Below are 12,864 nucleotides of genomic sequence, written 5' to 3'. Positions count from 1 at the left end.
GAATACCCATCTTGTCATAGATAGCGAATTGCTTAACGAAGCCTTACAGTTCAGCGGGCTTAAAAGCAAAAAAGAAACGGTCAATGCGGCTTTGCGTGAATTTATCAATAGCCGTAAGCAGCTTGAGGTCATCGAATCATTTGGTAAATTTGATCCAGATCCTGATTATGATTATAAACAGGGGCGTAAGCCTTGATGGTATTGGTTGATACGCCTATTTGGTCTTATGCTTTTAGGTCTAATAATGCTGATTTTGAAAACTATATAGAAAGCTTTAAGAGGCTAATTATAGAGCGGCGTGTTGCTCTTATAGGGGCTATACGGCAAGAAATCTTGTCGGGATATAGTGACCTTAATAAGTTTGAAGCGTTAAAAAATAAATTGAGCGGCTTTGAAAATGTTCGGGTGATAGACGCGGATTATATTCAAGCGGCAATGTTTGCTAATATTTGCCGAAAAAATGGTGTTCAAGGTTCATCTGTTGATTTTTTAATTTGTGCCGTTGCAGTACGCTTGCAAATGCAAATTTATACTACCGATAAAGATTTTTATAATTATCAAAAGCACTTGCCAATTAAGCTATATAAATTGATTGTCAATTAGTGCCGATAAAACCTGCTTGTTTTGGATGCGCAGGTAAATTTTCTTTGGACTTGTTTCAATCGGGGCAGATCCTTCCCCCATCCTAAACACTCAGTTTAGCCACGGATATAACATGCACACACAAAAACACCATCCGCAGTTGTTCAGTTTTGAGTTTTACCCGCCAAAAACCCACGAAGGGACGGCCAGTTTACAGTTGGTGCAGAGCCAATTGGCGGAACGTCAGCCGGATTTTTTCTCGGTGACGTTTGGGGCGGGCGGTTCGACCCGTGATAAGACTTTTGATACGGTGGTCGATATTCAGACCAAGGGCATAGCGGCGGCACCGCATTTGTCGTGTGTCGCCTCGACCAAGCACAGTATCCGCACTATTTTGCAAGATTATCAGGATAACGGCATCAGTAAGATTGTTGCCCTGCGCGGTGATTTGCCGTCAGGCATGATGTCGGCGGGCGAGTTCCGTTATGCCAATGAGTTGGTCGGCTTTATCCGTGAGGAGACGGGCGACCATTTCCAAATCCATGTCGCCGCTTATCCTGAAGTGCATCCACAGGCACTGAATGCCACGGAAGATTTTAAGAATTTTAAGCGTAAGGTGGAAGCGGGGGCGAATGCCGCCATTACCCAGTATTTTTATAATGCCGAAGCGTATTTTTATTTTATTGATAATTGCGCCAAGCACGGCATTGATATTCCTATTGTGCCGGGCATTATGCCGATTAGCCAATATACCCAGTTGTTCCGGTTTTCGGAAATGTGCGGGGCGGACATTCCGCGTTGGATGCGGAAAAAGCTGGAGAGCTACGGTGATGACCGCGCTTCGGTACAGGCGTTCGGTTTGGAGTTGGTGACGGAATTATGCCAACGCTTGCTGGATAATGGTGCACCGGGGCTGCATTTTTACACCATGAACCAATCGGCGTTGACTTTGGCGATATTGGACGGGCTCCGTTAGTAGGCTTAATCGCTGGGCAAGCTCGGCATCTAGTCATCCGGTATAGAAAACCACTTTATTGTTTAAGGCAGGCAAAGTGCTTCTGCTTGCCTGCCATCACCTATCAGCATCAACAGGTCTGAAAAATAATCGGCTATTGTTGCGGCTGTCCTGCTTCGAAAAATCACCTGAGTTATGCTGTTATTCCCGGAAAAGGCAAATAGAGGTATCTTCTGCCGCAGAGTGTTATCATCAACAGATAACAGTATAGTTTAAATGGTATTTTTAAATTGTTGATTATAAATACCATTAATAAGTATCTGCCTTCGCGGATAGTGGGCTATGGTGCTTAATGGTGGTTTTTGTCTTTGTGATGCTGGACTTTAATGGCCTATTAGGACAGTATAGCAATCCATTCATCTTGAAATTCCTAGTTACAAAAGCGTCATTTCCCCAAGGGACACGAAGGCACGGCTTGAACAATGTCATGTGTTTTGTAATGTTATAGCTTGTTAACAAAAGCTACGCAGTTTCAAGTTAGCTAAGGCTTAGCTTTAAAAAGCCTATTTCTTAATTTTTGCGAAGTTTACATCATGGAACAGAAAGGTATATTCAAGGTTAACAGCCCTTATATTGTCAGTGAGTTAATTGATGGCGAACTGGTCATCATGAATCTTAAATCAGGTAATTATTACAGTGTGCGCGATACGGGGGTTTTTCTGTGGTCGGCACTGGAAAAGGGCTGTAGCCAAGATGAAATGCTCGCGTTGCTGACTGATGTCTATAATGGCGACATACCGTCAATGATTGGGCAAAGTCTTTTGTTTATCAAAAGTTTGCTTGATAATGATCTGGTGTCACAGGCTATGGTGGCCCAAGGGCCGAATACTTGGGCTGCTGACCAGATCATGGGGCAGCCCTTGCTTGATAAGTTTACCTCGCCTCCGGTATTGGAGGTTTTTTCGGATATGCAGGATTTGCTGTTGTTAGATCCTATCCACGACATTGCCGAGCAGGGTTGGCCTGTCGCCAAACCTTCCCGCCCCGCTGAGTAAGCCTTAACTTCATCATGTCCAGTGTCCCATTAGCAGAGCCTGCTTCTGTCTCTGAGAGCGAGAACACACCCGCCGTCAGCGTCATTTTAATTGTCCGTAATGGGGCTGATTTTATCGCTGATGCCTTACGCAGCATCTATCTGTCTGACCTTCAACCCCTTGAGATACTGGTTATTGATGGCGGTTCTGACGATGCGACGGTCAGTATCGCCCAGCAATTTCCGAAAGTGCGGATCTGCCCGCAAATCTCCCACGGCATACCCAATGCCTATAACGAAGGCATTGCCCAAGCGCAGGGTGACTTTATCGCCTTTATCTCCCATGATGATGAGTGGATGCCCCATAAATTGGATCGTCAGCTTGCTGCCTTGCAAGCTCATCCGCAATTTGCCTATAGCTTAGGTTTGGTCGAGCATTTTCTGCATTCGGGTAGTGCCGTGCCGGAAGGTTTTCGGCAGGAGCTATTGGTGGCGGCGCGGCCCGGTTGGATTATGGAGGCGTTGGTGGCGCGGCGGGAGCTGTTTATGAGCGTAGGCGGTTTTGATGCCAGTTTTGCGGTAGGGGAAGACAGTGATTGGTTTGCGCGGACGTTAGATGCGGGATTTACGCCGATGATGTTGCCGGAGGTGCTGGTGCGCAAACGTGTCCATGACCGGAACAGTTCATTACTGAACCCTGATATTAACCATTTGCTATTACGCGCCTTACGCCGTTCTATTCAGCGTAAACGGACAGGAAAGGCTATTGATGAATAAACCACCCCGTGTCAGTGTGATTGTGCCGTGTTACAACACCGCCGCTTATTTGCCTGAAGCTTTGGACAGTTTATTGGCGCAGCAAGTATTGCCTTATGAAGTGTTGGTGATTGATGATGGCTCGACCGATACCAGTGCCGAGATCGCTGAGGGTTATGGCGGTATCGTCACCTGTATCCGCCATAGCCATCAGGGTATCGCTGCCAGCCGTAACGCAGGGGTACAACAGGCGCAGGGTGACTTTATTGCTTTTCTGGATGCCGATGATTACTGGCCGACGGACAGTTTGTCTGCCCGGCTAGCGGCATTTGCCGACACGCCCGCTTTGGACGGGGTGTTCGGGTTGATTGAGGCGTTTGTCAGCCCGGAGTTATCCGTTGCCGAGCAACAGCAATTGGCGGAATTGCCGGGTATCCAATCCGGGCGTTTAGCGGGGGGACTCTTGGTGCGGCAGTCAGTGTTTACACGGGTAGGCGGATTTAATGGCGAGTGGCAAGTAGGAGAAACGATGGACTGGATTGCGCGGGCGCAGGAGCGGCATATTGCCTTTGGGCAAGTCGGTTCGGTAGTGTTGCGCCGACGTATCCATACGGTGAATACGGTCAGGAAAACCCAGTGCTTACAACGCGATTATCTGCATATCTTACATGCGGCTATGGCTAGGCGGCGGGCCGATCCCGGTCTGCAAGCCTCAACGGAGGCTTAAATGTCAGTGCAACTGCGACATTCTGTGCATTTATGGCCTTCTGCGGAACAATTGCATTTGCTGCAAGCCGCGTTGCTTGCTGATGATAAGGCCATCCGGGCATTTTGTGATTGGCGGGCGGGCATTGATTTGGATGCTGAACTGGGTTATCCGGTATTGCGGTTGTTGCCGTTGGTTTATCATAATTTACTGCGGCTAGGGGCAAAAGACCCTTTGATGGGCAGGTTAAAAGGGGTGTACCGACGGTTTTGGTGTGAAAACCAGCAGTTATTTTTTGATGTGTTGCCGTTAGTGCAGCATCTTCAGCAAGGCGGAGTGGATTTGCTGTTGCTGAAAGGCGCACCCTTGGCGTTAACGTATTATGGCAATTACGCTTTGCGCCCTATGTCCGATATTGACCTGGCTGTCCGTATCGGGCAGTTACCGAAGGCTTTGGCGTTATTGCGGGAAATAGGCTGGGATACGGGGCCGGACCCTTCAGCGGATGATCTGCGTTATCAACATGCCATCGGCTGTGTGCGTAACCTTAATCAGCGTTTGGATGTGCATTTTCATATTTCGCGGGACGGACTGAACGCCGCCGCCGATACTTGGTTTTGGGAAGATGTCGAGACTTTGGATTTTCAAGGGGTCATGGTTTGGCAATTGGCGCCGACCGCTTTGCTGGCGCATACGATTTTACATGGTATGCGGTGGAATGAGGAAACGCCGATACGCTGGATTCCCGACGCATTGATGATTTTAAAGCAACGCGGGGGCGATGTGGATTGGCAGCGTTTGTTCGCTTTTGCTGATGCCCAGCGTCTGAGCCAGCGTTTGGCGTTGGGCTTAGGTTATTTGTCGGAACATTTCGCCTTGGAACTGCCCGAAGCCGTGGTTGGGCGTTTACATAATCCTCTGCGGCGTAGTTGGCGCGAACGTATCGAAAATGGGGTCATTCTCAGCGAACGGGGGCGTTGGTATGAACATCCTTTGACGAAACAATGGGTGATTTTTGCCGAATATTGCGGTCTGGCGGATACGGATAGCCTGTTGCCGTTTTTGAATGGCTATTCCCATTATCTGCGCTATCGTTGGCGCTTGCGGGGACGGTTGGAAATCCTGCCCACGGTATTGGCCGGGCTATGGCGGCGGCTAGTTTGAGTGCCGTGCGGATATGGCTGCATCAACACTGGCAGCGCTTTAATCTGTTCGATAAGAATGCGCTAGGCTTGTTCCGCCATTACTATCGGCATTGTTGGCGGCAGTTGCTGGCCTACGCTTTGGCCGCTGCTTTGCAATCGTTAATGGTCATACCTATTCTGTTTATGATCCGGCAGTTGTTCGACCACGCTTTGCCGCAGGGTAATGTGTCCGGCTTGCTATGGCTAGGTTTGGGCGTGGTGGTCATGCGTTTGCTGCACAGTGCCGTCGGCTTGTGGTTGCGGCACTTTATCCTGGGGATTATTAAAGAGGTCGTCGGCCAATTGCGGCGTGATGTGTTGGCCAGGCTGGCAGTTTTGTCGCGGGAGACTATTAGCCATGCCGATATTGACCAGTTACATAGCCGTATTGTTTTGGACAGTGAGCGTTTTGATAACCTGAGCAACCGCTTGTTATCGGGTATGTTGCCGGCGGTGGCGACCGGGTTGGTGTTGCTGTGTGTATTGCTGATATTGAATTGGCAACTGGTGGCGTTGGCGGTGCTGGTCTTGCCAGTCTTGCTGTGGGCTTCGCGGCGGGTCGGCCTGTCCGTGAAACGGGATGTGCAGTTGTTTCAGTCGGCATTTGAGCTGTTCAGTAAGCGGACGCGTTTTGCTTTGAGGTATATGGATATGATCCGCCTGAAAGCCTGTGTCGGCCAAGAGCAGGAGAGTCAGCGGCAATGTCTTGACGAACTGAGCGGCACGGGTAAGCGTATGGCGATGAGTTACGCGTGGCATGGACAAATACAGCGTAATTTGACCGGATTCGCGGGCATTATGATTATGGTGGCGGGCGGGGTAAGCGTCGCCCAAGGCACAATGAGTTTAGGCGATTTGCTGACGTTCTATGTCGCCGCCGGTTTGCTGAACGGTCAAGCCGATAATGTGATCGGCGGTTTACCCGAACTGATCACGGGCAATGAGGCCTTAATAAAGCTATACGGTGTGCTGCATGAAGGCGAAATAGAGCCGTATCAAGGCCAGCGTCTGCTGGCGTTTGACGGCAGTTTGTCTTTGCGGGGCGTGACCTTTGCTTACGGTAGCCATACGGTGTTGCGGTCTGTGGATTTGGAGATTCCGGCGGGTAGTAAAATTGCGATTGTCGGTGCGAACGGTACAGGTAAAACCACGCTGCTCAATTTGCTGGTCGGTTTTTGTAAGCCCCAGCAGGGTCAGCTCTATGCCAGCGGCGTTGCTTACGATGACCTTGATATGGCGGGTTTACGGAAGGCTATGGGGGTGGTGATGCAGCAACCGGGGATTTTTTCCGGCACGATATTGGAAAACCTGTGTTATGGCCGACCTGAGGCCAGCATGGCGCAAGTCGCCGCCGCTGCCCGGTTGGCGTTGGCGGAGACGTTCATTAATGCGTTACCGGATGGGTATGCGACCGAAATTGGCGAAGGCGGCATGTTATTGTCAGGCGGCGAGCGGCAGCGGCTGGGCATTGCCAGCGCTTTATTGGCCGAGCCTGCGCTGTTGATTCTCGATGAACCCACTAATCATCTGGATGTCGGGGCGATTGCCCAATTAATGGCAGGGCTGGTCAACGCGCCTTACCATCCGACGATTCTTATCGTCAGCCATGATCCTGACGTGGTTGCCTGCGCCGATCAGGTATACCGTTTGCACCAAGGCCGTTTGGAGCGGGTGCAAAAAACAAACCCTCTTTGACTCAGCTTAAGCAATTATCTTCATGGACCACGCACACCTTTCCGATACCCCGGCTTTTTCTGAAGCCGCCCAGATAGCATTTTTTGATCAAGTTATGGACTGTGCCATGCGTGCCGAGGCGCAGACGGGTGTTGTTATCCGCCATTTGCAGTTAGCCGGGACGCTAATTCGCCTAGTCTATGCAGGCGAAGCCTTGTTGGGGCATTTTGGCGCGGCCTTGGCGCATTTGGAAGTCACGCCGATACGCGGGCCGGATATGACGTTTCATATTTGGGACAGCACTTCGACGCACATAGCAATGCCGCCGCCACCGTTTCCCCAACAGTGTTTTACCGATCGTGGTGATATTTGGGGCATGAACAGCCCGCGTATCCGTACGGCTTTCCATTGGATTGAGTGTTCGGTTAATCTGATGGATTTGACCAGCAGCCATGCCATTTATTGGGTACAAGACCCTGCGGCCTTACCTTATTGGTGCGATGCTTCGCCGTTACGCACCTTATTCCATTGGTGGATGGCGCAGTGCGGCCACCAGTTGTTACATGCCGCCGCCTTAGGTGATGAGAATGGCGCGTTGCTGATCACCGGCAAGGGTGGGGTCGGCAAATCGACAACGGCTTTGGCAGGCTTGGCCGCCGGATTGCATTATCTTGCCGATGATTATCTGGTGGTCGGGCTGAACCCGGAGCCACGGGTCTACAGCCTTTATGCCACCGCTAAGCTGGTGCCTGAGCAGTTGCGGCAGTTTCCGGGTTTGGCGGCATCGCTTACCAATACTCGCCATCTCGATAGGGAAAAAGCTGTCTTGCAATTGTGGCCGGCTTATCAGGGGCAAATCCGCCTGTCTTTGCCGCTAAAAACGGTTGTTGCCCCGCATTTTGGCAGTATTGCCGAAACCCGTTTCCAGCCTATAGCCAAATTGGCATTGCGCAGTGCCGCTGCGTTCACCACGCTGTCGCAATTGCCTTATGCCGGGCGTAAAACCTATGAATTTATCGATACGTTACTGAACAATGTGCCTTGTTTGGGTATGGCTTTAGGCAGTGACATCAGTGCCGTTCCGGCGGCAATCAGCCATTTGTTGCAAACGGGTGCGGTGGACATCGCAAAGTTGGCCGCTGTGGAAAGTTCTGCCGTTGAATTTACTAAGCCCTTGCTGAGCGTCATTATCCCTGTTTATAACGGGGCCAGCTTTTTGCCTGAAGCGATAGCCAATGTCTTGGCGCAACACTATCCGACCTTGGAGATTATTGTCGTTGATGATGGTTCTACCGATGATATTGAAGCCGTTGTGGCGCAATTGCCCGTGGATGTCCGGTTTTTCCGGCAGGAAAATGCTGGGGCGGCGGCGGCGCGTAATCGCGGCATTAAGGATGCGTCAGGTGATTTTATCGCTTTTTTGGATGTGGATGATCTGTGGCCGGAAGGCAATTTGCTGATGCTGGCGGAAGTTTTGCTTAACGATCCGGCATTGGATGCTGTCCATGGCCGGGCACAATTGCTGGTGCATAATGCTGAACACAACGGTTATGATATGGTCGGTAATCCCGGCGAAGCATTCCGCTTTTATATTGGCGCGGGCTTATATCGGCGCAGCGCCTTTACCCGTGTGGGTTTGTTTGATAGCGAGTTGCGTTTTGCCGAGGATACCGACTGGTTTAACCGCGCCAGTGCCTGTGCATTGGCCATTGCCCGTCCCGAAGCGGTGACGCTGCATGTGCGTCGGCATGGGCAAAATATGACAGCGGGCAAATCCCTAGTCGAACTGAATACCTTGCGGGTCTTTAAAAAAGCTTTGGACAGGCAGCGTATAGTGGACCCATAAAAACAGACAATAATTTAAGATGGTGTCCATCATAAAACAGGTGGACGAAAATGAGTGAGAAAAAGCGTAAATTGATGACCGGCGCACAAAAGGCGAAGGTGGCGTTGGAGGCGGTCAAAGGTACAAAGACGGCCAATGAGATAGCCCAAGAACACGGTGCCCATCCGACGCAAGTCGGCCTCTGGAAAAAAGCCTTGCTGGAGAATGCCGGGCAACTGTTTGAGACGAAGCGCGGCCCGAAGGCGGTTGACCCGCAAAGCGACCCCGAACGCCTGTACGCCAAGATAGGACAGCTCAACATGGAGTTGGACTGGCTGAAAAAAAAGTCCGGGATCAACCCTTAAGCCTGCGGCAAGCGTGGGTTGCCCCCAATGACGGGCAGTTGCCAGTAACAGCCCAATGCCGTTTGGCGGGCATCGCCCGGTCGACCGTGTATGCGGGTAAAGCGGAAAGGGTGGACGGGTTCGAACTGATGTTGCTGCGCTTGTTGGACGAGGAATACACCCGCCGCCCCTTTTACGGCAGCCGGAAAATGGTGGCTTGGCTACGCGCCGAAGGCCATTGCGTCAACCGCAAGCGCGTGCAGCGCCTGATGCACATCCTGGGCTTGGCAGGGATGGCACCCGGCCCCAACACCAGCAAAAGCCACCCGGCGCACGCGGTTTACCCGTATTTGCTCAGGGGCTTGGGCATTGTCCGCCCTAACCACGTTTGGAGTACGGACATAACCTATATCCGGCTGGCGCACGGTTTTGTCTACCTGGTGGCGGTCATCGACTGGTACAGCCGTAAGGTTTTGGCTTGGGAAGTGTCGAACACGATGGATGTCGGCTTTTGCGTGGATTGCTTGGCAACTGCGCTCAGGCTCTACGGGATACCCGAAATCTTCAACACCGACCAAGGGGCGCAGTTCACCAGCGACAAATGGATAGCCGTACTCAAGGACAACGGCATCACAATCAGCATGGACGGACGCGGCAGGGCATTGGACAATATTTTTGTCGAACGGCTGTGGCGGAGCGTCAAGCATGAGGATGTTTATCTGAAAGGTTACGCCCATTTGCCGGAATTGCTATCAGGGCTGGCCGACTATTTTGTTTTCTACAACAGCGGACGTTACCATCAATCACTGGGCTATAAAACGCCCGATGAAGTCTATCGGACGGCGGTCGGCGGCGGGGCAAAAATAGCAGATCATTTTAGCGATAAACGAAATGCTTCAAACGGAGAAACGGGGCAGCGCCAATCCGCTGCAATGGCAATGACACTATCTTAAACTAGGCTAAATATTGTCTGGACAATGGGGGCCACTTAAGCGTGTCGCCGTTTTACCCAATAATAACGGCGACTAAAAGCAAAGAATCTTATGTTGAATATAAAGCAGCGGCTTATATCCCGCTTTGCCCGGCCTGATGCCGTTGCCGGCCCGACAATTGGCCTGTCCGCGACATCATCTGTCACCTTAGTCAACGGCAAGCTACAGCCACAAAATGGCTGTGAATTAAACGTTGTTGACCATTGTAACCTGACCTGTTTGGATTGTAACCACGCGTCTCCGGGTGTGAAAAAGAAAGTGGCTGATCCGGCTACTGTGTTGCGGGATTTTTCACTGCTGGCTAAATTCTATAGCCCCCGTTTTGTAAAAGTGTTAGGGGGTGAACCTTTGCTTCACCCCGATTTGCCTGCGGTACTGCAAGCCATCCGCAGCAGTGGCATCTGCGGTTATATTCTGTTAGTAACTAACGGCCTGTTATTGCCGCGTATGCCGGAAGCCGTTTGGACGCTGATTAATGAGTTAGAAATATCGGTGTATCCAGATTCACGCTTGCCCGAAAATGTGCTGGCAGCGGCCAAACAGCAGGCGATAAAATATGGGGTGCGCTTGCGCGTGTATTATTTTGACCAATTCCGGGCGACTTTTGCCACCGCCGGTTACGAGGATCAGGCTTTGGCGCGGCGGGTTTATAAAAGCTGTAAACTGGCGCATGTCTGGGGTTGCCATTCCGTCCATGAAGGGTATTTTTATAAATGTCCGCAAAGCATTTATATTCCGCAGCTACGCCATCTGCCTATGGAAAGGCTGGCTCAAGACGGCATCAAATTGACCGACTCACCAGCCTTTGTAGAAGAGCTGTACCGTTATTTGACCAGTTCGGAGCCGTTACAGTCTTGTAGCCATTGCCTCGGTACTGATGGTAAGGTGCGTCCGCATCAATTGGTTAGGCCTAAGCAATGGTCAGCCGAACACCAAGTTTCGGCTGACGGACTGCTGGACAGGCATAGGTTAGGGCAATCTGAGGCAGGCCATCCGATTGCTGACGATTACAAGCAACTGCTTGGGCAGTTTAGCGTTTTATAATGGGGATGCCGACCCAATAGGCTATGTTGGTGATTTGGCCTAGCCCAAGGCTTTAACGGCATCCTCGGTTCTGGCGAATACTTTGCCCGGCTGCAATTGCTCAAAAAAGTCGGTTTTTTCCAGCTTATCCATGACTTTGTCTTGGGCTTCCGACAAGTTCAGGGTTTTCCCCGCCGCTTGCAGGCCTTGGTTAAACAGTTCCAGCGCGTCTAAGGCGGTGGCATCAATGTCATTGACCGCGCTCAAAATCAGCACGATATGGCGGGTGTTGGGTTGGCGTTTCAATTCCCCGGCCAGATAATCTTCAATATAGCTGACATTGGCGAAGGTGATGCTTTCGTCTATGCGCACCAGTAACAAATGATGCCAAGTTTCGACGCTATGGCGTTTGATGTTACGGAAATGCTCGGTGTCGGGTACTCGGCCAACCACGGCGATATGCGGTTGGCTGGTTTTGCGCAAATGGCTGGCGATGGTCAGGATAATCCCTAAGGTGATGCCTTGCTCGATGCCGAACACCAGTACGCCTAACAAGGTCGCCAATTCCGCCATGCCGTCGCCGCCGTCGTAGCGCCAAGTATGGAGTATGTGCTTAATGCGCACCAAGCGGAAGATAGCGACCAAGATAATCGCCGCCAGAGCCGCTTTGGGGATATTGGCAAACGACGCGCTTAAAAAAATCACCGATAGGCCCAGCAAGGTGGCGGCAATAATCATCGCCATTTGGGTGCGTGCGCCCGCCGAAAAGTTGACCATCGTCCGGCTAAAGCCGCCCGCTACGGGCATTCCCCCGAACAGGAAGGCAGTTAAGTTGGCACTGCCCAAGGCAATCAGCTCTTGGTTAGGGGCAATTTTTTCGCCCCTTAAATTGGCGGTGACTTTGGCGATGGCGACGCTTTCGACATAAGAGATCAGGCCAATAAACCCCGCATACGGCAGTAACAGCCGCCAGGTTTCCAGATGGGCGCTAGTAAAATGCGGGCTGGGGAAGCCTGACGGTAAAGGGCCGACAATCGCCACCGGGTTGCCGCCAAAATCCGCGTAACTGACGGCTAGGGTGGACAGGATGACGGTTAACAGCGGCCCGCATTTGCTGATAGCAGTAATCGCCGAGAGGTTAACGCGCAATTTTTTCAGTAAGCGGGTGAGGGGCGAGCCGAAAAAAATTAACAACGCCAAAGAACCTAAACTGATGGCTAGGGTCGGCGCGGAAAAGCTGCCCACCGCTTGGGCGTAACAGCCCAAATCCAGTGCGCAGGTGGGCATTTTTACGCCGAAGACTTGCGGCAATTGGTTGACGATAATCAGCAAGGCCGCGCCGCTGGTAAAGCCCGCCAAGACTGGGTGGCTGATGAAATTCACCAAGCCGCCCATGCGCAACATCGCCATCGCCAGCATAATCGCGCCGATTTCCGCCGATAAAATCAGGCCGCTTTGGATAGGGTTGCCCAAGGCGCTGATTTCGGGGGCGGTTAAGGCGCTGGCGATCATAATGGCGGCCACCGACACAGGCCCTACCGATAAGGTGCGGCTAGTGCCCAACAGGGCATAAACGATGGGCGGTAATATGCTGGCGTACAAGCCCAATTGCGGCGGCAAACCTGCCAGTAATGCGTAGGCGATGCCTTGCGGCACTAACAAAATCGCGGTGATGACACCTGCAAAGACATCATCGCTAATATCTTCGCGGCGGTAGTTTTTTAGCCAGTCCACAATGGGGAAAAACGCTGCCAATGCAGCCCGTTCAGCGTGCATGTCTTGGTTCCGGT

The 12,864-nt window shown here is 51.6% G+C and carries 12 protein-coding genes; 11 read left to right on the top strand and 1 reads right to left on the bottom strand.

All coding sequences use genetic code 11. The annotated features are described in order from the left end of the window. From AADEFJLK_RS04480 to AADEFJLK_RS04430, 11 genes are all read left to right on the top strand, one after another. Positions 1-196 (top strand): type II toxin-antitoxin system VapB family antitoxin (locus tag AADEFJLK_RS04480; RefSeq protein ID WP_103973615.1); only part of this gene is annotated, 196 nt, incomplete at its 5' end. Then, positions 196-603, top strand: a complete 408-nt coding sequence (gene vapC, locus AADEFJLK_RS04475) for a type II toxin-antitoxin system VapC family toxin (RefSeq protein ID WP_249027986.1) — start codon at positions 196-198, stop codon at positions 601-603. The genes AADEFJLK_RS04480 and vapC, both read left to right, overlap by 1 nt. A gap of 112 nt (positions 604-715) precedes the next feature. Further along, positions 716-1,558 carry a methylenetetrahydrofolate reductase [NAD(P)H] gene (gene metF, locus AADEFJLK_RS04470; RefSeq protein ID WP_103973425.1) on the top strand — a complete coding sequence of 281 codons (843 nt, stop codon included), beginning with the start codon at positions 716-718 and terminating at the stop codon, positions 1,556-1,558. Positions 1,559-2,130: 572 nt separating this feature from the next. Beyond that, entirely contained in the window at positions 2,131-2,592 is a 462-nt protein-coding gene (locus AADEFJLK_RS04465; protein WP_088618509.1) for a PqqD family protein, read from the top strand. A 14-nt stretch (positions 2,593-2,606) separates the two neighbouring features. Then, positions 2,607-3,347 carry a glycosyltransferase gene (locus tag AADEFJLK_RS04460; RefSeq protein ID WP_103973424.1) on the top strand — a complete coding sequence of 247 codons (741 nt, stop codon included), beginning with the start codon at positions 2,607-2,609 and terminating at the stop codon, positions 3,345-3,347. Further along, complete coding sequence (locus tag AADEFJLK_RS04455; RefSeq protein ID WP_088618507.1) at positions 3,340-4,053, top strand: glycosyltransferase family 2 protein; 714 nt, start codon at positions 3,340-3,342, stop codon at positions 4,051-4,053. The genes AADEFJLK_RS04460 and AADEFJLK_RS04455 overlap by 8 nt, the downstream gene beginning before the upstream one ends. Continuing rightward, positions 4,054-5,196, top strand: a complete 1,143-nt coding sequence (locus AADEFJLK_RS04450; protein ID WP_103973423.1) for a nucleotidyltransferase domain-containing protein — start codon at positions 4,054-4,056, stop codon at positions 5,194-5,196. Then, positions 5,178-6,911 (top strand): ABC transporter ATP-binding protein, encoded by a 1,734-nt coding sequence (locus AADEFJLK_RS04445; protein ID WP_103973422.1) that lies wholly within the window; start codon positions 5,178-5,180, stop codon positions 6,909-6,911. Before AADEFJLK_RS04450 ends, AADEFJLK_RS04445 begins: the two co-directional genes overlap by 19 nt. A 22-nt stretch (positions 6,912-6,933) precedes the next feature. Further along, positions 6,934-8,736 (top strand): glycosyltransferase, encoded by a 1,803-nt coding sequence (locus AADEFJLK_RS04440; protein ID WP_103973421.1) that lies wholly within the window; start codon positions 6,934-6,936, stop codon positions 8,734-8,736. 50 nt (positions 8,737-8,786) lie between these two features. Continuing rightward, positions 8,787-10,012, top strand: a protein-coding gene (locus tag AADEFJLK_RS04435) for an IS3 family transposase (RefSeq protein ID WP_428839017.1) whose coding sequence is annotated in 2 segments (ribosomal slippage) — positions 8,787-9,063 and positions 9,063-10,012 — 1,227 coding nt in all. Because the reading frame shifts where the segments join, the coding sequence is not laid out codon by codon here. Between the two features lie 90 nt (positions 10,013-10,102). Next, positions 10,103-11,095 (top strand): radical SAM protein, encoded by a 993-nt coding sequence (locus tag AADEFJLK_RS04430; RefSeq protein ID WP_103973420.1) that lies wholly within the window; start codon positions 10,103-10,105, stop codon positions 11,093-11,095. A 39-nt stretch (positions 11,096-11,134) separates the two neighbouring features. Here the strand turns inward: AADEFJLK_RS04430 and AADEFJLK_RS04425 are convergent, their stop codons facing one another. Then, positions 11,135-12,850 carry a SulP family inorganic anion transporter gene (locus tag AADEFJLK_RS04425; RefSeq protein WP_103973419.1) on the bottom strand — a complete coding sequence of 572 codons (1,716 nt, stop codon included), beginning with the start codon at positions 12,848-12,850 and terminating at the stop codon, positions 11,135-11,137. Positions 12,851-12,864 lie beyond the last annotated feature (14 nt).

The sequence above is a fragment of the Methylovulum psychrotolerans genome (assembly GCF_002923755.1).
GTDB classification, from domain to species: Bacteria; Pseudomonadota; Gammaproteobacteria; order Methylococcales; family Methylomonadaceae; genus Methylovulum; species Methylovulum psychrotolerans.
This window is presented reverse-complemented; position numbering and strand designations above follow the sequence as displayed.

Excerpts from the sequence above, each read along its gene's own strand:
- AADEFJLK_RS04440 (WP_103973421.1), top strand. The coding sequence starts at position 6,934 with ATGGACCACGCACACCTTTCCGATACCCCGGCTTTTTCTGAAGCCGCC.
- AADEFJLK_RS04425 (WP_103973419.1), bottom strand. The coding sequence starts at position 12,850 with ATGCACGCTGAACGGGCTGCATTGGCAGCGTTTTTCCCCATTGTGGAC.
- AADEFJLK_RS04430 (WP_103973420.1), top strand. The coding sequence starts at position 10,103 with ATGTTGAATATAAAGCAGCGGCTTATATCCCGCTTTGCCCGGCCTGAT.
- AADEFJLK_RS04450 (WP_103973423.1), top strand. The coding sequence starts at position 4,054 with ATGTCAGTGCAACTGCGACATTCTGTGCATTTATGGCCTTCTGCGGAA.
- AADEFJLK_RS04465 (WP_088618509.1), top strand. The coding sequence starts at position 2,131 with ATGGAACAGAAAGGTATATTCAAGGTTAACAGCCCTTATATTGTCAGT.
- AADEFJLK_RS04460 (WP_103973424.1), top strand. The coding sequence starts at position 2,607 with ATGTCCAGTGTCCCATTAGCAGAGCCTGCTTCTGTCTCTGAGAGCGAG.
- metF (WP_103973425.1), top strand. The coding sequence starts at position 716 with ATGCACACACAAAAACACCATCCGCAGTTGTTCAGTTTTGAGTTTTAC.
- AADEFJLK_RS04445 (WP_103973422.1), top strand. The coding sequence starts at position 5,178 with ATGGCGGCGGCTAGTTTGAGTGCCGTGCGGATATGGCTGCATCAACAC.
- AADEFJLK_RS04455 (WP_088618507.1), top strand. The coding sequence starts at position 3,340 with ATGAATAAACCACCCCGTGTCAGTGTGATTGTGCCGTGTTACAACACC.
- vapC (WP_249027986.1), top strand. The coding sequence starts at position 196 with ATGGTATTGGTTGATACGCCTATTTGGTCTTATGCTTTTAGGTCTAAT.